This window comes from Streptomyces abyssomicinicus (assembly GCF_008974245.1).
Classification (GTDB): Bacteria; Actinomycetota; Actinomycetes; order Streptomycetales; family Streptomycetaceae; genus Streptomyces; species Streptomyces abyssomicinicus.
This window is the reverse complement of the sequence record NZ_BBZI01000005.1, coordinates 51,693-72,493: the sequence shown is the minus strand read 5'-3', so window position 1 is coordinate 72,493 and position 20,801 is coordinate 51,693. Positions and strand designations below refer to the sequence as shown.

Here is a 20,801-nt window from a genome sequence, read left to right as displayed (position 1 = left end):
CCCCGCTCCGCCCGTGCGGGGAGCGGGGGCGGGACGGGGCGTGACGCGGGGCGCCTCGTCACGGCATCGTGCCCGGTCCGCCGTCCCCGGGTCCGCCGGCGGCGCCGTACGGGCCGGGCGCGGTGGCGCGGTCCCGGGTGAGGATCAGCGCGAGGGCGATCATGCCGAGGCCCAGGAACAGGTGCAGCCAGTTGTCGGCCGTGTTCACCGGCACGAAGTTGGCGCCGGTGTGGTGGTCGACGACCACCAGCCCGTACACCCACAGCACCAGGTAGACCAGTCCGCCGCCGATCAGGTAGGCGCGGGCCGCCGACGCCGTGCGCGACAGCGCGAGGCCCACCACGCCGAAGAGCAGGTGAACCAGGTTGTGCAGGACGGAGACCTGGAAGAGGCCGAGCAACTGCGCCCCCGACGTGTGCGACGCGAACTCCATCTCCCCGTAGTGGGTGGTGATCCCCGGGACGAACCCGAGGACCCCCACCAGCAGGAACACCAGGCCCACCGCCTGGGCGGCCCGCTGCACCGGGGCGTACTCACCGGCCGGCCCGGACTCGTTCACGGTCATCGTCGTGGCGCCTCCTCACGGCGGCGCCGGCCTTCGGCTCCCGCCTCGTGCACCGCCGGTGCCCCGGTCCGCGTGCGGGTAGACCGAAGATCACCCACCCGGCGGAGCCGCGCGTTTTCCCGCCCCGCCCCCGGGCACTCGCCCGCCATGTCCAGCAACCCGTCTGCTCTCGCCGACCGCACCGCCGCGCTGCTGCTGAAGGGGTACGCCTGGCTGCCGGGCATGGTCCGGCGGCACGGCAGCCCCCTGTTCACCCGGCTCATGGGCCGCCCGGCCGTGGCCGTGCGCGGGCCGGAGGCGGTCCGGTTCGTGTACGACGAGCGGCACGTGGTGCGCGGGCCGGCCATGCCCGAGCCGGTGCTGAGCACGCTCTTCGGCAAGGGGGCCGTGCACACCCTGGACGGGGAGCCGCACCGGGTGCGCAAGGCGATGTTCCTGGCGCTGCTGACCGACCCCGGCCGGGTCGCCGACCTGACCGAGCAGGTCGCCGACGCCTGGGAGCGGGCGGTGCCCGAGTGGTCGGAGCGCGAGGAGATCGTGCTGTTCGACGAGGCCGCGGTGGTCCTCGCCCGGGCGGTGTGCCGGTGGGCGGGCGTGCCGCTGGAGGAGGCGGACGTGCGCCCGCTGGCCCGTGACCTGGTGGCCATGGTGGACGGTTTCGCCACCGCGGGCCCGCGCCACTGGCGGGCGCGCCGCGCCCGCTCCCGCCGCGAGTTCTGGGCGGCCGGGATCGTCGAGGAGGTCCGTGACGACGCCCTCGCCCCGCCGGAGGGCTCCGCGCTGGACGTGATCGCCCGGCACCGTGACGCGGACGGTCTCCTGCTGGAGCCGAGGGTCGCCGGCGTGGAACTGCTCAACGTGCTGCGGCCGACGGTGGCGGTGACCTGGTTCCTCTCCTTCGCCGGGCACCTGCTGCACCACCGGCCCGACGTGCGGGACCGGCTGTGGGCCGACGACGCCGCCTACCTGGCCGCGTTCGTCCACGAGCTGCGCCGCTTCTACCCGTTCGCGCCGCTGATCGGCGGCCTGGCCCCGGCGGACGTGTCCTTCCAGGGCCGCGGGATCCCCGAGGGCGCCATGGTGGTGCTGGACCTGTTCGGCCAGAACCACGACGAGGAGCTGTGGGGCGACCCGTACGTCTTCCGGCCGGAGCGGTTCCTGGAGCGGCCGGTGGAGCGCGACGAACTGGTCCCGCAGGGCGGCGGCGACCCGGCGCACGGCCACCGCTGTCCCGGCGAGGCGGTGACCATCGCGCTGCTGGAGGCGCTGACGCTGCGGCTGGCCCGGCTGGAGCACCGGGTGGTGCCCGGGCAGGACCTGCGGATCTCCCTGCACCGGATGCCGGCCCGGCCGTGCGGCGGCCTGCGCATCACCGTGACGGGGAAGTGACACCGGTGCCCGGGGCCGGGCGCCGCGGTCCGGGCGCGGCGGATCCGCCCGCGCCGCGCCTCGGCGGCCGGCCGGCGCGGCCCGCTCGCCGCTCCCGCCGGCAGCGCACCCGTCCCCGGCAGCGCGCCCGTCCCCGGCCGTGACACCGCACACATCGGCGTCCTTGGGTCCGGCACGCTTGCCCCGGCGCCGAGGCGCGGGGGATGGTGGGGAGAGCAATGTCGTACAGAAGGGCGGTCGGCGCGCCAGTTGTCGCGCCCGTTTTCCGTGGACACTTCACAGCCTCTCCACGACACCCCCTCGCCCGCGGGACACGACCGCGGGGCAGCCCTGACCGCTCCGTTCCCCGTCCTCACGGCCGATCCGGTGGGTGTCATGACCTCGCTGAATCCGGCCGCCGCCGCCCTCTTCCCGCGCGGCGCGGCCGGCGTCGCGCTGCGTGAGGCGGTCCCCACCTGGCTGGCCAAGGCCCACGACCGCCTCGGCCGCGCCTCGGCGGCCCCACACGCGCGTCCCCCGGTGTGCGGCCCGGTGGGCGACCTGTGGTTCCGCGCCGCCCCGGTCCCCGCCGGGGACGGGAGCGTCACCTGGTGGCTGACGGACGACACCGCGCGCCACACCGCCGAGCGGCGGCTCTCCGAGGAGCGACGGCAGGCCGCCGTGCTCGCCGAGGTGTCCGGCGCGCTGCTCGCCACGCTGAACGCCGAGCGCTGCATGGAACTCGTCGCACGGCTGGCCGCCGAGCACCTGGCGGACGCCGCCGTGGTGGTCGCCCCCGCGCCGGGGCGGGGCCTGCCGGTGGCGGTCGCCGGCCCGGACGGGCTGACGGAGTACCAGGTGCTGCGCGCCGACCCGGAGGAGGTCCCGGGCCTGGAGGAGGCGCTGCGGGGCCGTCCGCCGTCCCCGGAGACGGTCGCCGTCGACCCCGCCGCGCTGCCCGGCTGGGCGCTGCCCGGCTCACTGGCGGGGCCGGTCGTGCGCGCCTCGCTCACCCCGCTGCCCGGACAGGGTCTCCCGGCCGGGGCGCTGCTGCTGCTCGACACGGGCGCCTCGGACGGCGCGCGGGACGCCCGTCCCGGACCGGGCTTCGCCCGCCTCTTCGCGATCCGGGCCGGCGCCGCGCTGTCGGCGGCGCGGCTGCACGCCGAGCAGGCTGCGATCACGGCCACCTTGATGCGCGGTCTGCTGCCGCCCGCCCTGAGCGCCGTGCACGGTGTGGAGTACGCGGGCGTGTACCGCCCGTCGGGGGCGAGCGAGCGGGTCGGCGGCGACTTCTACGACGTCCACCCGGGGGCCGGACCGGACGACGAGACGCTGGTCGTGCTGGGCGACGTGTGCGGCAAGGGCCTGGAGGCGGCCGTCCTCACCGGCAAGATCCGCAACACCCTCCAGGCGCTGCTGCCGCTGGCCGACGACCACCAGCGGCTGCTGGGCCTGCTCAACGGCGCCCTGCTGACGCCGGCCAATCCGCGCTTCGCCACGCTGGCGCTGGCCTCGGTGGTGCGCGACGGCCCACGGGTGCGGCTGCGGGTGACCAGCGCGGGGCACCAGCCGCCGGTGGTGGTCCGCCGCTCCGGCGCGGTGGAGGAGGTCCCCACCCGCGGCACCCTGGTCGGCGCGTTCCACCGGATCACCTCCACCACCGTGGAGGTGGTGCTGGAGCCGGGTGAGACCTGCGTGTTCTTCACCGACGGCGTCACCGAGGCGCGCGGCGGGCCGATGGGCGACGAGATGTTCGGCCAGCGGCGGCTGGAGGCGGGCCTGTCACGGTGCGCCGGGATGCCGGTCCACACCCTCGTCGACCATGTGCACATGCTGGCCGCCGAATGGCTCGGCGGGAACGACCACGACGACATCGCGGTGGTGGCCGTCGGCGCCCCGTACCGCACGAACCCCGAGGAGGGGACGACCGCATGACCACACAGCACCCCGCACGGACCGGCCCGGGGACCCCGGCCGTCCTCACCCAGGAGGTCCACGAGCGCCTGTGGGCCGCGCTGCGCGACGGTGACGAGTACGCGGCGTCCGGTGTCGTCATGGACGCCGTGGAGGCGGGCGCGGGCGTCGAGGAGGTGCTGCTCGACCTGATCGCGCCGGTCCAGGCACGGATCGGCGCGGAGTGGGCCGCGAACCGGATCACGGTGGCCCAGGAGCACTCCGCGACGGCGGTCAACGAGCGGGTGATGGCGGCGCTGGCCCACCACCCCGCGCACCGGCCGCCGCCCCCGCACCGCGGGCGGATCACGGTGGCCTGCGTGGACGGCGAGTGGCACGCGCTGCCCGCCCGGCTGGTCGCGGAGGTGCTGCGGCGGCGCGGCTGGGAGGTGGGCTTCCTCGGCGCCCACGTGCCCACCCCGCACCTGGTGGCCGAGCTGCACGCGACGGCGCCGCGCGCGGTCGCCCTGTCCTGCTCGATGCCGCGGCACCTGCCGGTCGCCCACCGGGTGGTGGCGGCCTGCCAGGCGGCCGGGTTCCCGGTCCTCGCGGGCGGGCGCGCGTTCGGTCCGGACGGCCGTCACGCGCGGGCGCTGGGCGCGGACGGGTGGGCGCCGGACGCCCGGGGCGCGGCCGAGGTCCTGGGGTCCGGGCTGGCCGGCAGCCTGCCGAGGCCGGCCCACCTGCCGGTCGAGGACCTGCCCCACCTGGACGACCAGGAGTACACGTCGGTGACCCGGGCGCGGCGGCGGCTGGTGAAGGAGACGCTGGCGGGGCTCGAGGACCGGTTCCCGCCGATGCGTGCGTACACCGACGTGCAGCGGGACCGCACGGCCGAGGACGTCGCCCATGTCGTCGACCACCTGGCGGCGGCGCTCTACGTCGACGACGACGTGCTGTTCACCGGCTTCCTCACCTGGACGGCGGACGTCCTCACCGCCCGCGGGGTGCCCGCGGTGAGCCTGGACCCCACCCTGGACCTCCTGGCCGCCGCCCTTCCCGCCGCCGCCCCGCGCGCCCGCCGCATCCTCACCGCCGGCCGCGCGGAACTCGCCGCCGCCTGAGGGGGACGCGCGGCAGCCGCTGCGCCGACGCCGGCCCCTTCACCGGCGCGGTGACCCCTCACCGCCGGCCGGCCGGGCCGCGAGCCGGGCGGCCCGCCTGCCCCGGTGGGCGCGGCCGCGCCGGTAGAGTCGTCCCCTGCTCCCGAGCGTCCGCCCCCGAACGACCGTGAGGTGCCCGTGCCGGCCGTCCCCCGCGAACTCGCCGATCTGCCGTACGCCGGCCACCTGGAGCCGCTGCGCGGCGAGCTGGAGACGGAGGGCGTCTACGACACCGTCCACGCCGGCGAGCGGGAGTTCCTGGACGCCCGGGCGGGCGGCGCGCGGTTCGTCGAGTGCGCCTTCACGTCGGTGGCGTTCGAGGGCGGGCGGATGCGGCGGGCACGGTTCACCGACGTGTGGTGCCACACCGTGCGCTGGGTCGGCACCGACCTGGCCGAGTCCGGGTGGATGGACGCCTCGGTGGTCTCCGGGATGCTGGCCGGCGTCCAGGCGTTCGGCTCCACCCTGCGCCGGGTGACGTTCTCGCACTGCAAGCTGGACTCGGTCAACTGGCGCTCCGCGGCGCTGCGCGAGGTCCGTTTCGAGGACTGCCTGCTGCGCGACGTGGACTTCGGCGAGGCGACGCTGACCGACGTGTCCTTCTCCGGTTCCACCCTCGACGGCGTGCGCCTGCGCGGCGCCCGGCTGAGCAAGGTGGACCTGCGGGGCGCGGCGGCGCTGGGCGTCGCGGACGGCGTGGAGGCACTCCGCGGAGCCACCATCGACCACGGTCAGCTCCTCGACCTGGCACCGGCCTTCGCGCAGGCGCTGGGCGTCACGGTCACCTCGCGCTGACGGCGCGTCCACGCCACCCACGCCACTCACGCCACTCACGCCGCCCACCCCTCTCACGCCACTCACCCCGGCGGGTGGATCGGCCCGCCGTCCGGCTCAGCCGCACGGCACCGGCACGGGGCGACGCCGGGGCCGCGCGGCTACCTTCCGCTGGACCGGTGCGTCGAGACCGCGATCGCCCCGACGGAGGAGACCGATGGCGTCCCAGACCCGACCCGTCGCCGTCCAGCACTGGCTGGGCGCCGAGGGGATGCCGCGCCGGTACGCCGACCACCTCGCGGCCGACGGGTTCACCGCCCTCGACACCGTGTCCTCCGTCGCGGCGTTCCTGCTGGGCCTGTCGGCCCTGCCGTTCCTCCACAACGTCCGGAGGACCGCCAGGTACGGCCGGCGGATCGAGGCGGACGACCCCTGGGGCTTCGGCCGCTCGCTGGAGTGGGCCGCCTCCTGCCCGCCGCCGCGCCACAACTTCGAGGTCCTGCCGCGGATCCGCTCGAAGTCCCCGGCGTTCGACCTGCACCACCCGGACCTCGCCGCGTACGACGCGGACGAGAACGACGTCGAACGGGACGTCCTGGACGCCGCGAGCCACCGGGGGTCGAGGACGTGAACCCGGAGGGCCGGGACGAGCGCGCGTACTCGCCCGCCGTCGAGATGGAGGGCCATCTCATCGCCCACACCCACCGTGAGCGGGCCCGCGAGGAGGCCGAGGGCCTCTGCGCCCGGATGCCGTGGCTGACGACGGCGCAGGCCGAGGACCTGACCCGCCAGTACGTCCTGCTGCGCATCGGGCTCACCCGCCGGATGCTGCTGGACGCCGCCGAACGCGCCGACCGGCTCGGCGAGGAGTACGAGGCCCGCTACCAGGTGCTGCGCCGCGCCCTGCTGCGCCGCCACGCCGGCGGCCTGCGCCGTCCTGGCCTGCGCGGCGGGCGTGGCCGCCTGGACGCCCCTCGTCGCCCGCTGACGTCGGCGCGGTCCGGTCGCGCGGCCCCGGTCGCGCGTCCGGCCACGACCGCGGCCCGCGCGGTCAGACGACGCGGATGCCGATCAGGCAGGTGTCGTCGTCGGTGTCGGACTTGCTGTGCGTGAGCAGGCGGTCGAGCCGCTGCTCCAGTCCGGCCCCGGGGACGCGGGCGTTGGACAGGAGCCGGGCCAGGGAGTCCTGGACCGACTCGTCGCGGCGCTCGACCAGACCGTCGGTGTACATCAGCAGCGTGTCACCGGCGTCCAGTTGCAGCTCGGCCTCCTCGTAGGCCGCCTCGGAGAGGGCGCCCAGGAGGATGCCGCCGGCCGGCTGGAGCGGCGACGCCTTGTCGCCGCGGATCAGCACCGGCGGGAGGTGCCCGGCGCGGGCCCAGCGCAGCGTGCGGGTCTCCGGGTCGTAGAGGCCGCAGACGGCGGTGGCCGTGACGTGCTCGGTGAGGTAGTGGGCCACGATGTTCAGCCAGGCCAGCAGCTGTCCGGGGCCGGCACCGGTCACCGCGAGGCCGCGCATGGCGTTGCGGAGCACGACCATGCTGGTGGCGGCCTCGATGCCGTGACCGGCGACGTCGCCGACGCAGAGCATGACCTGCTTGGAGGGCAGCACCACCACGTCGTACCAGTCACCGCCGACCATCGACTCCGACTCGGCGGGCCGGTAGCGCACCGCGACCTGGAGGCCGGGGCTGTCCATGCCGGAGTGGCTGGGCGGCATGATCGCGTGCTGGAGCTGGAGGGTGAGCCGGTTGCGTTCGGCGGCCTGCTGCTCGGTGTGGGCGAGCTGGTCGCGGGTGGCCGCCAGCGCCACCTCGGTCCAGTGCTGCGCCGAGATGTCCTGGTAGGCGCCGCGTACCGAGCGCAGCCGGTTGTCGTCGTCGAGGACGGGCTCGGCGACCACCCGGATGTGCCGGGTGATGCCGTCCGGCCGCTGGAGGCGGAAGGCGGCCGAGGCGGGCCTGCGGTGGTGCAGCACCGCGCGGACGAACCGCCCGATGGAGACGGCGTCGTCGGGGTGGGCGTGCTCCGCCATCTCCTCCAGGGACACCGGGCGGGTGTGGTGCGGCAGCCCGTACAGGTCGAAGAGCTGGTCGTTCCAGACGATCTCGCCGGTGAGGACGTTCTCCTCGAAGCCGCCGATCCGGCCGAGCCGCTGCGCGTGCTGGAGCAGGTTGGCCAGCCGCGCGGTGTCGTCCTCGATCCGCCAGATCAGCAGCACGCTGCCGCCGTGGCGGCTGACGCTGACGTCGACGGTGGTGTCCAGGGGCACCTGGTCGACCAGCGTGGTCAGCGTCATCCCCCGGGCGCGGTACGCCTCGCCGGTCGCGTAGACCCGCTCGATCTTCTCGAACAGGCCGCTCTCCCCCATGGCCAGCGGGTACGACTCGAGCAGCAGGGTGCCGCCGACCGCGTTGCGGGGGCGCCCGGCGGGGTCGGTGAAGGAACTGTTGACGTGGTGGATCCGGAAGTCGGCGAGCCGGCCGTCGGGCCACAGGTGGGGGGTGAGGACCAGCGCCGGGTCGTACAGGCCCTCGGCGAGGTCGACCAGCTCGGACAGGTCCGACGGCACGCTCCAGGTGTCCGCGGCCGGGGTGACCGCGGACCCGGGGCCGCCCTCCAGCGTGTGGGCGCACAGTTCGGCCAGCGCCTCCACCTGGCGCAGGATCTGCGGGGGCTGCGGTTCCAGGGGCTCGGGCCAGCAGATCTCGAGGATGCCGTGGACGCGGCCGCCGGTGCCGGCCGGAACGGCGATCCGCCCGCCGCGCGGGTTGTGGGCCCAGCCGATCGAGGGCATGGCGGAGGAGGGCTGCGTCCCGGCGAGCACGGTGCGCCGGTCGGTGAGCGCCTGCCGGGCCAGCGTGCACACGCCCGGCGGCACGTACCGCCACCGGCCGGCCTCGTCGGCGGGGAAGCCGGCGTGCCCGGCCAGGGTGAGCGAGGCGTCGGAGCCCGCCGCCCAGACGGCGACCGCGGTGGCCCCCAGCGGGGTCAGCGCGTGCTCCAGCAGCGACTCGGCGACCGCCTGGGTGTCCCCGGCGGCGGCCGCGCCGCTCTCGGCGGTGCGCAGGCGGACGGCGACGGTCGCGGCGTCCTCCGCCTCGGGCACGTCCTGGTCGTCGTGGCCGTCGCCGTCGTGGGCTCCGGTGGCGGTGGCGCGGCGCACGAAGTCGGCGGCCACCTCGGCCACGTGGTCGCGGGCCGCCTGGTTGACGATGTCCGCCGCGAGCTCCAGCTGCGACAGGCCCGACTCCTCGGCCAGCGTGGCCAGCTGGCGGCCGGCGGCGGTCGGCCCGCAGCCGAGCCGCTCGATCAGCACGCCCTTGGCGAGCTCGATCAGCGCCCGGCCGTCCGCGGCGGCCTGCGCCGCGCGGATCTCGTCCCGCAGCCGGGCCACCGTGGCGGCCAGCCGGCCCATGCCGGCCGCGCCCTCGGGCCCACCCGCCCCGGAGCTGTCCGCGCCCGCCTCCGTCCTGGCCGCGGGTACGCGAGACACCTCTCCGGCGACGGTCTCGTCCGCCCGCTCGGGATGGGCGGGCTTGTCGGGAGTGCTCACGGTGCTGCTGACTCCTCGGTAGGCGGTGGACGGCTGGCGTGGGGTCGTGGGCGGACGGCGCGGGGCGCGGCGGGCGCCCCGCGCCACCGGGTCAGTCGGACAGATGGCGCTCGATGCAGGCGATCAGGTCGTTGGCGTCGACGGGCTTGGTGACGTAGTCGGTGGCGCCCGAGGCCAGGCTCTTCTCCCGGTCGCCGGGCATGGCCTTGGCGGTCACCGCGATGATCGGCAGGTCCGCGTGGCGGGGGTCCTGCCGGATCGCGCTGGTGGCCGTGTACCCGTCCATCTCCGGCATCATCACGTCCATCAGGATCAGGTCGATCTCCGGGTGGGCGTGCAGCGACTCGATGCCCTTGCGGCCGTTCTCCGCGTGCAGCACCTCGATGCCCTGGAGCTCGAGGATGCCGCTGAGCGCGTACAGGTTGCGGGCGTCGTCGTCCACCACCAGCACGGTGCGGCCGGCCAGGCCGCCGGCGACGGTGCGCTCGGGCTGCCGCCGGTTCTCCTCCTGGCGCACCAGGGGAAGGACGTCGCCGGGCTCCTCTGCGGAAAGGTGCAGGGTGATCCGCTCGCGCAGCTCGTCCAGGCTGGAGATCAGCTCCAGCGGCCGCATCCTCGCGAGGAACTGCACCTGCTGCTCCTGGGTGACGTCCATGCGGCGGCTGTTGTGGGCCAGCACCGGGACGCTGGAGAGCGCGGTGTCGCCGTCCATCGCCTGGAGGAAGCGGATGGCCGCCCCGTCGGGCATGTCGATCTCCAGGACGACGCAGTGGAACGGGCCGGCCGCCAGGTTCTCGGCCGCCTCCTGGGCGCCCACCGCGGTGATCACCTCGATGTCGCCGACCGGCTTGCCGAGGCCCGCGCCGGCCATGAGGTCGCCGACGGCGCTCTCGGCGACCAGGGAGAGCAGCCCGCGGCTGCGCTCCTCGACCACCAGCAGCCGGCGCCTGGGCCGCTGCTCCGGTGCCGGGCGCTCCTGGGCGGCCGGGACCACGGCCGGGCCGGCCGCGGCGCCCAGCGCGGCCGGGGACGCGGCGCCCGCGCCCAGGGCGTTCTCCCAGTCCCCGCGGGCGACGGGGAGGTAGAGCGTGAAGGTGCTGCCCTCGCCGACGGTGGAGCGGGCGGTGACGGCGCCGCCGAGCAGATGGGCGATCTCGCGGCTGATGGACAGGCCCAGGCCGGTGCCGCCGTACTTGCGGCTGGTGGTGCCGTCGGCCTGCTGGAACGCCCCGAAGATGGCCTCCAGGTGCTGTTCGGCGATGCCGATGCCGGTGTCCTTGACCTGGAAGGCGATCACCGGGCCGCCGCGGTGCACGAAGGGCGGCACCTCGTCGGCCTCGGCGGTCTCGATGCGCAGTTCGACGCTGCCGTGCTCGGTGAACTTCACCGCGTTGGAGAGCAGGTTGCGCAGCACCTGACGCAGCCGCGCGTCGTCGGTGAGCAGCTGCCCCGGGACGCCGGGCGCGGTGCTCACCGTGAAGTCGAGGTTCTTCTGGGTGGTCATCGGCCGGAAGGTGGCCTCGACGTAGTCGACCAGCTGGCGCAGCGGCACCTGCTCGGGGTTGATGTCCATCTTGCCCGCCTCGACCTTGGACAGGTCGAGGATGTCGTTGATCAGCTGCAGCAGGTCCGAGCCGGCGGAGTGGATGATGCCCGCGTACTCGACCTGCTTCGGCGTCAGGTTCCGCGTGGGGTTCTGCGCGAGCAACTGGGCGAGGATCAGCAGGCTGTTGAGCGGGGTGCGCAGCTCGTGGCTCATGTTGGCCAGGAACTCCGACTTGTACTTCGACGCCAGCGCCAGCTGCTGGGCGCGGGCCTCGAGTTCCTGGCGGGCCTGCTCGATCTCCAGGTTCTTGGTCTCGATGTCCCGGTTCTGCGCGGCCAGCAGTGCGGCCTTCTCCTCCAGCTCGGCGTTGGAGCGCTGCAGTTCGTCCTGCTGGACCTGCAACTCCGCGGAGCGGGCCTGGAGTTCGGCGGTGAGCCGCTGCGATTCGTCGAGCAGCTCGTCGGTGCGGGCGTTGGCGACGATGGTGTTGACGTTGACGCCGAGCGTCTCCATCAGCTGTTCCAGGAAGTTCTGGTGCACCAGGGTGAACGGCGTGAAGGAGGCGAGCTCGATGACGCCGAGCACCTGCTCCTCGACGACGATCGGCAGCACCACCAGGCTGCCCGGGGGCGCCTCGCCGAGCCCGGAGGAGATGGTGACGTAGTCGCCGGGAACCTGCTGGACGACGATGGTGCGGCGGCTGCGCGCGGCCTGGCCGACCAGGGACTCGCCGAGCCGGTAGCGGGCGTGGCCCACGAACTCGGCGGGCCGGCCGTAGGAGCCGACCAGGCTCAGCTCGGTCTCGCCGTCGTTCTCCTCGGCGAGGTAGAAGGCGCCGTACTGGGCGGCGACCAGCGGGGTCAGCTCGTCCATGACCAGTTCGGCGACGACGGCCAGGTCGCGGTGACCCTGCATCAGGGAGGAGAACTTGGCCAGGTTGGACTTGAGCCAGTCCTGTTCCTGGTTGGCCCGGGTGGTCTCGCGCAGGGACTCCACCATCGAATTGATGTTGTCCTTGAGTTCGGCGACCTCGCCGGAGGCGTCGACGGTGATGGAGCGGGTCAGGTCGCCCTCGGCCACGGCGCTGGCGACCTCGGCGATCGCGCGGACCTGGCGGGTGAGGTTGCCGGCCAGCTCGTTGACGTTCTCGGTGAGCCGCTTCCAGGTGCCCGAGACGCCCTCGACCTCGGCCTGGCCGCCGAGGCGGCCCTCGCTGCCGACCTCGCGGGCGACGCGGGTGACCTCGGCGGCGAACGAGGAGAGCTGGTCGACCATCGTGTTGATGGTCGTCTTCAGTTCGAGGATCTCGCCGCGGGCGTCGACGTCGATCTTCTTGGACAGGTCGCCCCGGGCCACGGCGGTGGTCACCAGGGCGATGTTGCGCACCTGGTTGGTCAGGTTGTTCGCCATGGAGTTGACGTTGTCGGTCAGGTCCTTCCAGGTGCCCGCCACGTTGGGGACCCGGGCCTGGCCGCCGAGCTGGCCCTCGGTGCCCACCTCGCGGGCCACGCGGGTGACCTCGTCGGCGAAGGCGGAGAGCGTGTCGACCATGGTGTTGATCACCCCGGCCAGCGCGGCGACCTCGCCCTTGGCCTCGACGGTGATCTTCTGCGAGAGGTCGCCCTTGGCGACCGCGGTGGCGACCTGCGCGATGGAGCGCACCTGACCGGTCAGGTTGGACGCCATCACGTTGACGTTGTCGGTGAGGTCCTTCCAGGTGCCGGAGACGCCGCGCACGGTGGCCTGGCCGCCGAGGTTGCCCTCGGTGCCCACCTCGCGGGCGACGCGGGTGACCTCGTCGGCGAAGGCGGAGAGCTGGTCGACCATCGTGTTGATGGTCTCCTTCAGCTCCAGGATCTCGCCGCGGGCGTCGACCCGGATCTTCTGCGAGAGGTCGCCCTGGGCCACCGCGGTGGTGACCTCGGCGATGGAGCGCACCTGGGCGGTGAGGTTGTCGGCCATCACGTTGACCGACTCGGTGAGGTCCTTCCAGGTGCCGGAGACGCCCTTGACGTCGGCCTGGCCCCCGAGGCGGCCCTCGGTGCCCACCTCGCGGGCGACCCGGGTGACCTCGTAGGAGAACGCGGAGAGCTGGTCGACCATCGTGTTGATGGTGTTCTTCAGCTCCAGGATCTCGCCGCGCGCGGTGACGTTGATCTTCTGCGACAGGTCGCCCTTGGCGACCGCGGTGGCGACCTGGGCGATGGAGCGAACCTGGGCCGTCAGGTTGCCGGCCATGGAGTTCACGGAGTCGGTGAGGTCGCGCCAGGTGCCGGAGACGCCCTTGACGTCGGCCTGCCCGCCCAGGATGCCCTCGGTGCCGACCTCGCGGGCCATGCGGGTGACCTCGTCGGCGAACGAGGAGAGCTGGTCGACCATCGTGTTGATGGTGTTCTTCAGCTCGAGGATCTCGCCGCGGGCGTCGACGGTGATCTTCTGCGACAGGTCGCCCTTGGCGACCGCGGTGGTCACCTGGGCGATGTTGCGCACCTGGTCGGTGAGGTTGCCGGCCATGAAGTTGACCGAGTCGGTGAGGTCGCGCCAGACGCCGCCGACGCCGGGCACCTCGGCCTGGCCGCCGAGGCGGCCCTCGCTGCCGACCTCGCGGGCGACGCGGGTGACCTCGTCGGCGAACGAGGAGAGCTGGTCGACCATCGTGTTGACGGTGTTCTTCAGCTCCAGGATCTCGCCTCGGGCGTCGACGTCGACCTTCTGCGACAGGTCGCCCTTGGCGACCGCGGTCGCCACCTGGGCGATGTCGCGGACCTGGGTGGTGAGGTTGCCCGCCATGGCGTTCACCGAGTCGGTGAGGTCGGCCCAGGTGCCGGAGACGCCCGGCACCTCCGCCTGACCGCCCAGCGTGCCCTCGGTGCCGACCTCACGGGCGACGCGGGTCACCTCGGAGGTGAACAGCGAGAGTTGGTCGACCATGCCGTTGAAGACGGTGGCGATCTCGCCGAGGAGACCGTCCTCCTCGTCGGAGAGCCTGGTCCCGAAGTCGCCGTCGCGTACCGCCGTGAGACCGGCCAGGAGCTGCCTCAGCTCCGCCTCGCCGACCTTCCCGCCCCCACGCGGGGACCGCGACCGCGGCGCGCCACGCGTACCTTCGACCGCCGTCGCCTCAGCCACGACCGACCTCTTTCCCTCATCGTTGCCATGACGCAGTGATGCCATGGACGAAAGGCCGCACGGCGAACCCCTCGCCTACCCGGAATTCCCGGCACCATGCTTCCGGTTTTCCGCCCATGCCAAAGGACGACTCCGGAGGTTACTTCACCTTGTGAAGGAAGTGGAAACACCCCTCGCCCCTGGGGACCGACGGGCACGATTTCCGGCCGCCTGCGCTTCCTGCCTGCCCCGATCCACCGTACGACCCCGGGGAGGCTTGCGCCGGGACCGTCCTGCGGGCGTACCGTGGCACGACGGATCCCCCCGGAACCATCGCGAAAAATTCGCAGGTGTGTGGCGTGTGAGCCGGGGTATCGGGAGCCAGACGTTTCCGTCGTGCCGTCCCGCCTGCGCGGGGAGGCGCGCCGCGCCGACACTGCCGTCGCAACCGGTGGCGAGTGCATGTATCAGAGGAGTTCAGCGGTGGCAGGGCAAGAAGTTTCCAGCAGACTCGTCGAGCTGCTGACGGCCAAGGACGAACAGCTCGCCTCCGCCTGGGTGGAGGCCGTCTCCCGCACGCTGCGCGGCCGGATGTCGCTGGCCGAGCTCGAGCGTGAGCTCCGCGAGCTGTACACGGCCCTGGTGGACGGACTGCGCAAGGGCGCGTTCGACTGGCAGGGGGACGCCTACGCGGAGCTGCGGGCGCTGCTCGCCGAGCTGTCCCGCAGCCGGGCCCGGCAGGGCTTCACGCCCACCGAGACCGCGACCAGCGTGCTGGCCTGCAAGGACATCCTCGCGCCGACGACGGACACCCCGTCCGACGACATCCACGCCTACCTCCACCTCGGCAAGCTGATGGACGCCCTGGCGCTGTTCACGCTGGAGGTCTACGCCAAGACGCGCGAGGAGATCATCAGCGCGCAGTCCGAGCAGCTGATGGAGCTCTCCACCCCGGTCGTGAAGCTGTGGGAGGGCGTGGTCGCCGTCCCGCTGGTGGGGACCCTGGACTCCGCGCGCACCCAGGTGGTGATGGAGAAGCTCCTCCAGGCCCTGGTCGACGTCGACGCCGACCAGGCGATCATCGACATCACCGGGGTTCCCGCGGTGGACACCGAGGTCGCCCAGCACCTGCTGAAGACCGTGGTGGCGGCCCGTCTGATGGGCGCCGAGTGCATCATCTCCGGCATCCGCCCGCAGATCGCGCAGACCATCGTCGCGCTGGGCATCCAGTTCGGCGACATCGTCACCAAGGCGTCCCTCGCCGACGCCCTCAAGCACGCGCTCCGCCGCGGCGGGGCCGACGTCACGACCAGTGGCGGCCAGGCGTGACCGAGCGCGTACCCGTCCTGAAGATCGGTGACGTCCTCCTGGTGTCCATCCAGGTCGACCTGGAGGACCAGATCGTCCTGGACCTCCAGGAGGACCTGGCCGCCCGGATCGTGGAGTCCGGCGCCCGGGGCGTCGTCATCGACATCACCGCGGTGGAGATCGTCGACTCGTTCGTGGGCCGCATGCTGGCCACCACCGCGGCCATCTCCCGGATGCTCGACGCGGAGACCGTCGTCGTCGGCATGCGGCCGGCCGTGGCCATCACCCTCGTCGAACTGGGCCTGTCGCTCGGTGGGGTGCGGACCGCTCTCTCGCTGGAGAAGGGCCTGGATATGCTGGCCCGACCGGGCGACGACCGTCCGGCACAACGATGAACGGGCCCCTGCCCGAGCTCGGCGCCGACGACCAGACCCTGCCGATCGCCTCCAACGACGACGTGGTGCGGGCCCGGCAGCTGGTGCGGACGCTCGCCCAGCGCTGCAAGCTCTCGCTGGTCGACCAGACCAAGCTGGTGACCGCCGCGAGCGAGCTGGCGCGCAACACCCTCGTCTACGGAGGAGGCGGAGTCCTGCGGATCGGTCTGGTCCGGCGGGACGGAAAGACCGGGGTGACGGCGGTGTTCGACGACTCGGGGCCCGGCATCCCCGACGTCGACCAGGCGCTGACCGACGGCTGGACCTCCGGCGGAGGTCTCGGGCTCGGCCTCAGTGGCGCGCGCCGTCTCGTCGACGAGTTCGCCCTGGACACCGAGGCCGGCGGCGGCACCCGGGTTTCGGTGACCAAATGGGGCCGCTGACCTGGGCGGTCCTGGACGCGGAGGATGTGGTCTGGCTCCGCGACCAGGAATCGTTCCCCGCCGCCGCCCGGATCGCGGCCGTGTCCGTGGCCCGGCGCATCGGCTTCGACGAACAGCGCTGTGCCGAGGTCGCCCTCGCGGTCAGCGAGGCGGCGACCAACCTGCGCCGGCACGCCGTCGACGGCGCGCTCCTGCTGCGCGTGGTGCGGACCCGGCACGACGCCGGCGTCGAGTTCGTGACGACGGACGCGGGCCCGGGCATGGCCGACGTGGCGCGCTCCCTGACCGACGGGACCTCCACGGCGGGCACCCTCGGGATCGGCCTCGGAGCGATATCCCGGCTCGCCGACACCTTCCGGCTGCACTCGCTGCCGGGGCGCGGGACCGTCCTGACGGCGCGCTTCTGGACCAAGGACGCGGGCCGGGGGCAGGCCGCCTCGGCGGCCCCGCTGGTCGAGGGCCTGACCCGCGCGATCACCGGCGAGGAGGTGTGCGGGGACTCGTGGGCGGCCCGCCTGGTCGGCACGCCCACGGCCGGGTCCAGTACCGCGGGTTCGCTGCCGGCCGACACCGCCGCCGAGGCCAGGTCCGATTCCTCCCGTGGCGTCCTGGGCTGGGCGGAACTCACCGGCCTGCGGCCCCCGCCGGAACACGCCCGCGCGCTCCCCGACCGGCTGACCGCGTACCGCGGCGGCCCGGACGCCGACGGGCGGGCGCTGATGGTCATGTGCTGCGACGGCCTGGGACACGGGCCGCTCGCCGGACGTGCCTCGCAGGCCGCGGTGACGGCCTTCCGCGCCTCGAAGGCGGAGGACCCGGCGGCGATGCTCGCCGACCTCCACAGGGCGCTGCGCGGCAGCCGCGGCGGAGCCGTCGCCGTGGCGCGGATCGAACCGGCCTCCCGGAGCGTGTACTTCTGCGGCGTGGGGAACATCAGCTCCTTCGTCGTCGACCCCGCCACCGGGGTCCGCCGGTCGCTGGTGTCCGCGCCCGGCATCGTCGGGCACCAGATGCCCACCCTGCGGACGGTCCGCCAGGACCTTCCGCCGGACGGCGCCGTGATCATGCACTCGGACGGTCTCACCGAACGCTGGCAGGCCTCGGACATGCCCGGGTTCCTCGACCACACCCCGCTGGTGGCCGCCGCCCAGCTGCTGCGCGAGGCGGGCGTCCGCCGCGACGACGCGGGCGTCGTCGTGGCGAAGGGGTCGTGGTGAGCATGGCCGCGGCGTGCGGGGCGGTGCCACTGGTGTCGCTCTCCCTCACCACCGAACAGGACGTCTTCGTGCTGCGCCGCAGCGGCAAGACGGCGGCCGAGGCGCTCGGCGTGGAGCCGCAGGACCAGATCCGGCTGGCGACCGCGCTGAGCGAACTGGGCCGTGACCTGGTGGGCTCCAGCGAGCTGTCCGTCTCCTTCGCGCTGGTGGGCGAGGGGCGCCAGAGCCTGCGGTTCACCCTGCTGTGGACGGACGGTCCCGGTCCCGGCGAGGAGGCGCTGCTCGCGGCGTCCCGGCTGGTGACGGTGGAGCACGCCAGGGTGGAGCGCACCGTCGTCATCGAGCAGCCGCTCGGGGCGCGGGCGCCGTCGGCCGAGGTCGTCGCGCGGACGCGGGAGGTGCTCCGGACCCACAAGGGGGCGACCGCCGTGGAGGACGCGCGCGCCCAGACGGTCGATCTCATAGCGGCGCTGGAGGAGTCGCGGGCGCAGCGGGAGGAACTGCGCCGCCTCAACGCGGAGCTGGAGGAGACCAACCGCGGGGTGATGGCCCTGTACTCCGAGCTCTCCGAGGAACTCGAGGAGACCAACCGGGGCGTGGTCGCCCTGTACGCCGAACTCGACGAGAAGTCGCGTCAGTTGCGGGAGGCGAGCGAGGCCAAGACCCGATTCTGGGCCAACGTCAGCCACGAGCTGCGCACCCCGGTGAACGCCGTGGTGGGCCTGGCGCGGCTGCTGCTGGAGTTCGACGTGGAGCGGCTCAACGAGGAGCAGCACCGGCAGGTGTCGCTGATCTCCGCCTCGGGTTCCACGCTGCTGGCGCTCGTGGACGAACTGCTGGACGTCGCCAAGGCCGAATCGGGCCGGCTGGAGCCCAGCTTCGGGCCGGTCGACCTGAGGGCGCTGCTCGGGCAGTTGCGGGGCACCCTGGGCGGGTACGCCCGGCACGGCGACGCGGAACTGGTCGTGGCGGAGCCGGAGATGGAGATCGTCAGCGACGACGTGATGCTCACCCGGGTCCTGCGCAACCTGCTCTCCAACGCGCTGAAGTTCACCGAGGCCGGCACGGTGCGGCTGGACGTCGCCACCGAGGCCGGGGACGGGGACGGGGACGGGAACGGCCAGGTGGTGTTCACCGTGACGGACACCGGCGTGGGCATACCCGAGGAGGAACAGCAGCAGATCTTCGAGGAGTTCTACCAGGTCCGGGGTCCGCACCAGCGGGGCCGTTCGGGCACCGGCCTCGGCCTGCCCTACGCGCGCCGGCTGACCGAGCTGCTGGGCGGCACGCTCAGCCTGACCAGCACGCCGGGGACGGGCACCCGGGTCACCGTGCGCCTGCCGTTGGACCCCCGCCGCGAGGAGCCCGGCGCGGCGGGCGGCCCGCTGGTCACCGTCCTGGTGACCGTCGACGACGACGACGTCTTCCGCGCGAGGATCCGGCCGCTGCTCGACCAGCTGGCGGAGCGGGTCGTGGAGGTGGACCGGGGCGACCGGGCGAGCCGGGCGGTCCGCGAGGAGCGGCCGGACGCGGTCCTCCTCGATCTGAACATGCCGGACGTGGACGGGTACGCGGTGCTGGGGGAACTCGCCGCGGACCCTGATCTCAGCGGCATCCCGGTGGTCGTCATCACCTCGGCGTCCCGGGACGGCCTGGACCACGAGCGGCTCCGCCACGCGCGGGCGGTGCTCGACAAGTCGGCCCTGTCGCTGTCGCAGCTGACGGCGGCCTTCGCGGGACGCGTGACACACGTGGTACAGGGGGCGAGCAGGAAGGATCCACGGCCGTGAGCCCCTGTCTCCAGCAGGACAGCGCCGTCGCCAAGGTGATGGTGCTCGACGACAACGACACCAAGCGGTACATCATCAGCAGCTGGCTGCGCCGGGCCGGCCACACGGTGGTGGAGGCCGCCGACGGCGCGGAGGGCCTGGCCCTGCTCGCCGGTTCCCCCGACGGGGAGCTGCCGGAGCTGGCGGTCGTCGACGTGAAGCTGCCCGACATGAGCGGTTTCGAGGTCTGCGAGCAGATCAAGGCGGACCCGCGGACCGCCTCGCTGCCGGTCATCCACATCTCGGCGCACGCCATCGAGGTGAGCGACCGCACCCAGGGCCTGCACCGGGGCGCGGACGCCTACCTCACGGACCCGATCGCCCCGGACGAGCTGCTGGCGACGGTCACCGCCGCGCTGCGCTACGCCCGGGCCCGCCGCCGCGCGGAGCGGCTCGCGGCGCGGGTGGCGGCGCTGAACAGCAGCACCCTGGCGGTCTACGGGGCGAAGGACGGCTGCTCGTTCGCCGAGGCGGCCGCGACCGGCGCGGCCACCTTGATGCAGTCGCCCGCGGTCGCGGTCGCCCTGAGCCCGGACAACAGCACCCTGCACATCGCCGCCGCGGCCCGGAACACGGAGCAGGGGGCGGCCCCGGCCGGCGTCGTCGCGCCGGTGAAGGTGTTCCGGTCGGAGCCGCGGCTGCTGGACCTGCTGGCCGGCCGGGTCCTCGGGGACGGCACCGGCACCGCCACCGTGCTGCTGTCCGCCGCCGAGTGGCGCGGCACGGTCTGCCGCGCGGACGGCGCCGAGGCCGACGTGTTCGCGGGCGAGGTCGCCCTGATCCTGGCCCGCACCAAGAAGGGCAGGCCCCCGGTCGCGCTCGCCGTGGACGGCGAGGCCCTCGCCCGGGTGGACGACCGTGATCTGCTCTCGCAGCTCGCCCAGGCCTGCGCGCTGGCGCTGGAGGCCCTGCGCTCGCGCAGCGAGGAGCACGCGCTGGTGCTCACCCTCCAGCGCACCTTCCTGCCGGACCGGCTTCCGGAGGTGGCCGGTGTGGACCTGGCGGTGCGCTACGAGCCGGCGGCCGACGACTCGGAGATCGGCGGCGACTTCTACGAGGTCATCGAGACCCCGGCCGGTCTGCTGCTGGCCATCGGCGACGTGGCGGGGCACTCCCTGAAGGCGGCGATGATCATGGGCGAGGTCCGGCACGCGTTGCGCGCCTACGCCATCGAGGGCCACGACCCGCGCACCCTGCTGGACCGGCTGGACGCCCTGCTGACCCGGCTGCGGCCGGCGATCACGGTCACCGTCTGCCTGGTCCTGGTGGAGCCCGGTGCGCGGCGCATCCAGGTCGCCAACGCCGGTCACATACCGCCTCTGCTGCGCTGTCCGGACGGCTCGACCCGCTACCTGACCGAGCACGGTCCCCTGCTGGGCCTGAACGTGCGGCATCCTCCGGCCACCGCCCACGACGTGCCGGAGGGAGCCACCCTCCTGATGCTCACCGACGGCCTGATCGAGGTCCCGGGAGTGGACCTCGGTGACAGCCTCGCCGCGCTCCAGGCCACCCTCGCCGACGCGCCCGGCGAGATCGGGGACCTGTGCGACCTGCTGCTGGAGCGGTACGGCAGGGAGAAGACGGACGACATCGCCCTCCTCGCGGCCCGCCTGAACGGGACGCCGGACACCGCCACCGCGGCCTGACGGGCAGC

The 20,801-nt window shown here is 73.9% G+C and carries 14 protein-coding genes and 1 pseudogene; 12 read left to right on the top strand and 3 right to left on the bottom strand.

Annotated features, from left to right (window positions below):
• Window positions 1–58 precede the first annotated feature (58 nt).
• Window positions 59–565 carry a DUF4383 domain-containing protein gene (locus GBN72_RS00335; protein WP_151769580.1) on the bottom strand — a complete coding sequence of 169 codons (507 nt, stop codon included), beginning with the start codon at window positions 563–565 and terminating at the stop codon, window positions 59–61.
• Window positions 566–712: 147 nt separating this feature from the next.
• Here GBN72_RS00335 and GBN72_RS00330 point away from each other — a divergent pair, with 147 nt between their 5' ends.
• From GBN72_RS00330 to GBN72_RS35975, 6 genes and pseudogenes are all read left to right on the top strand, one after another.
• Window positions 713–1,954 carry a cytochrome P450 gene (locus GBN72_RS00330; protein ID WP_151769579.1) on the top strand — a complete coding sequence of 414 codons (1,242 nt, stop codon included), beginning with the start codon at window positions 713–715 and terminating at the stop codon, window positions 1,952–1,954.
• 375 nt (window positions 1,955–2,329) lie between these two features.
• The gene (locus GBN72_RS00325) at window positions 2,330–3,871 is read left to right on the top strand and encodes a PP2C family protein-serine/threonine phosphatase (RefSeq protein WP_151769578.1); all 1,542 of its coding nucleotides are present in this window, start codon (window positions 2,330–2,332) and stop codon (window positions 3,869–3,871) included.
• Entirely contained in the window at window positions 3,868–4,953 is a 1,086-nt protein-coding gene (locus GBN72_RS00320; protein WP_151769577.1) for a cobalamin B12-binding domain-containing protein, read from the top strand. The genes GBN72_RS00325 and GBN72_RS00320 overlap by 4 nt, the downstream gene beginning before the upstream one ends.
• Window positions 4,954–5,130: 177 nt before the next feature.
• A complete protein-coding gene (locus tag GBN72_RS00315) occupies window positions 5,131–5,787 on the top strand; it encodes a pentapeptide repeat-containing protein (RefSeq protein WP_151769576.1) in 657 nt (218 codons plus the stop codon).
• A 223-nt stretch (window positions 5,788–6,010) separates the two neighbouring features.
• A pseudogene (locus GBN72_RS00310) lies at window positions 6,011–6,397 on the top strand (aa3-type cytochrome oxidase subunit I); the annotation flags it as partial.
• Window positions 6,394–6,879: a hypothetical protein gene (locus GBN72_RS35975; RefSeq protein ID WP_369695863.1), complete on the top strand. Its 486-nt coding sequence runs from the start codon at window positions 6,394–6,396 to the stop codon at window positions 6,877–6,879. The pseudogene GBN72_RS00310 and the gene GBN72_RS35975, both read left to right, overlap by 4 nt.
• Here the strand turns inward: GBN72_RS35975 and GBN72_RS00300 are convergent.
• The gene (locus GBN72_RS00300) at window positions 6,818–9,322 is read right to left on the bottom strand and encodes a SpoIIE family protein phosphatase (RefSeq protein WP_246212185.1); all 2,505 of its coding nucleotides are present in this window, start codon (window positions 9,320–9,322) and stop codon (window positions 6,818–6,820) included. The two genes, GBN72_RS35975 and GBN72_RS00300, sit on opposite strands and share 62 nt — an antisense overlap.
• 91 nt (window positions 9,323–9,413) lie before the next feature.
• On the bottom strand, window positions 9,414–13,997 hold the full coding sequence (locus GBN72_RS00295) for a hybrid sensor histidine kinase/response regulator (RefSeq protein ID WP_246212184.1): 4,584 nt from the start codon (window positions 13,995–13,997) through the stop codon (window positions 9,414–9,416).
• 441 nt (window positions 13,998–14,438) lie between these two features.
• Here GBN72_RS00295 and GBN72_RS00290 point away from each other — a divergent pair, with 441 nt between their 5' ends.
• Genes GBN72_RS00290 through GBN72_RS00265 form a run of 6 tightly spaced genes read left to right on the top strand, consistent with a single transcriptional unit; the run spans window position 14,439 to window position 20,793 of the window.
• Window positions 14,439–15,305 carry an STAS domain-containing protein gene (locus GBN72_RS00290; RefSeq protein WP_151769574.1) on the top strand — a complete coding sequence of 289 codons (867 nt, stop codon included), beginning with the start codon at window positions 14,439–14,441 and terminating at the stop codon, window positions 15,303–15,305.
• A complete protein-coding gene (locus GBN72_RS00285) occupies window positions 15,302–15,679 on the top strand; it encodes an STAS domain-containing protein (protein WP_151769573.1) in 378 nt (125 codons plus the stop codon). The genes GBN72_RS00290 and GBN72_RS00285 overlap by 4 nt, the downstream gene beginning before the upstream one ends.
• Complete coding sequence (locus GBN72_RS00280) at window positions 15,676–16,101, top strand: anti-sigma regulatory factor (RefSeq protein WP_151769572.1); 426 nt, start codon at window positions 15,676–15,678, stop codon at window positions 16,099–16,101. Before GBN72_RS00285 ends, GBN72_RS00280 begins: the two co-directional genes overlap by 4 nt.
• A complete protein-coding gene (locus tag GBN72_RS00275) occupies window positions 16,089–17,318 on the top strand; it encodes an ATP-binding SpoIIE family protein phosphatase (RefSeq protein ID WP_151769571.1) in 1,230 nt (409 codons plus the stop codon). The genes GBN72_RS00280 and GBN72_RS00275 overlap by 13 nt, the downstream gene beginning before the upstream one ends.
• Window positions 17,319–17,320: 2 nt before the next feature.
• On the top strand, window positions 17,321–19,108 hold the full coding sequence (locus tag GBN72_RS00270) for an ATP-binding response regulator (protein ID WP_246212321.1): 1,788 nt from the start codon (window positions 17,321–17,323) through the stop codon (window positions 19,106–19,108).
• 38 nt (window positions 19,109–19,146) lie between these two features.
• Window positions 19,147–20,793 carry a fused response regulator/phosphatase gene (locus GBN72_RS00265; RefSeq protein WP_151770850.1) on the top strand — a complete coding sequence of 549 codons (1,647 nt, stop codon included), beginning with the start codon at window positions 19,147–19,149 and terminating at the stop codon, window positions 20,791–20,793.
• Window positions 20,794–20,801: the final 8 nt, after the last annotated feature.

Coding starts and splice junctions, on each gene's coding strand:
- GBN72_RS00335 (WP_151769580.1), bottom strand. CDS start 565: ATGACCGTGAACGAGTCCGGGCCGGCCGGTGAGTACGCCCCGGTGCAG.
- GBN72_RS00330 (WP_151769579.1), top strand. CDS start 713: ATGTCCAGCAACCCGTCTGCTCTCGCCGACCGCACCGCCGCGCTGCTG.
- GBN72_RS00325 (WP_151769578.1), top strand. CDS start 2,330: ATGACCTCGCTGAATCCGGCCGCCGCCGCCCTCTTCCCGCGCGGCGCG.
- GBN72_RS00320 (WP_151769577.1), top strand. CDS start 3,868: ATGACCACACAGCACCCCGCACGGACCGGCCCGGGGACCCCGGCCGTC.
- GBN72_RS00290 (WP_151769574.1), top strand. CDS start 14,439: ATGTATCAGAGGAGTTCAGCGGTGGCAGGGCAAGAAGTTTCCAGCAGA.
- GBN72_RS00280 (WP_151769572.1), top strand. CDS start 15,676: ATGAACGGGCCCCTGCCCGAGCTCGGCGCCGACGACCAGACCCTGCCG.
- GBN72_RS00275 (WP_151769571.1), top strand. CDS start 16,089: ATGGGGCCGCTGACCTGGGCGGTCCTGGACGCGGAGGATGTGGTCTGG.
- GBN72_RS00270 (WP_246212321.1), top strand. CDS start 17,321: ATGGCCGCGGCGTGCGGGGCGGTGCCACTGGTGTCGCTCTCCCTCACC.
- GBN72_RS00265 (WP_151770850.1), top strand. CDS start 19,147: ATGGTGCTCGACGACAACGACACCAAGCGGTACATCATCAGCAGCTGG.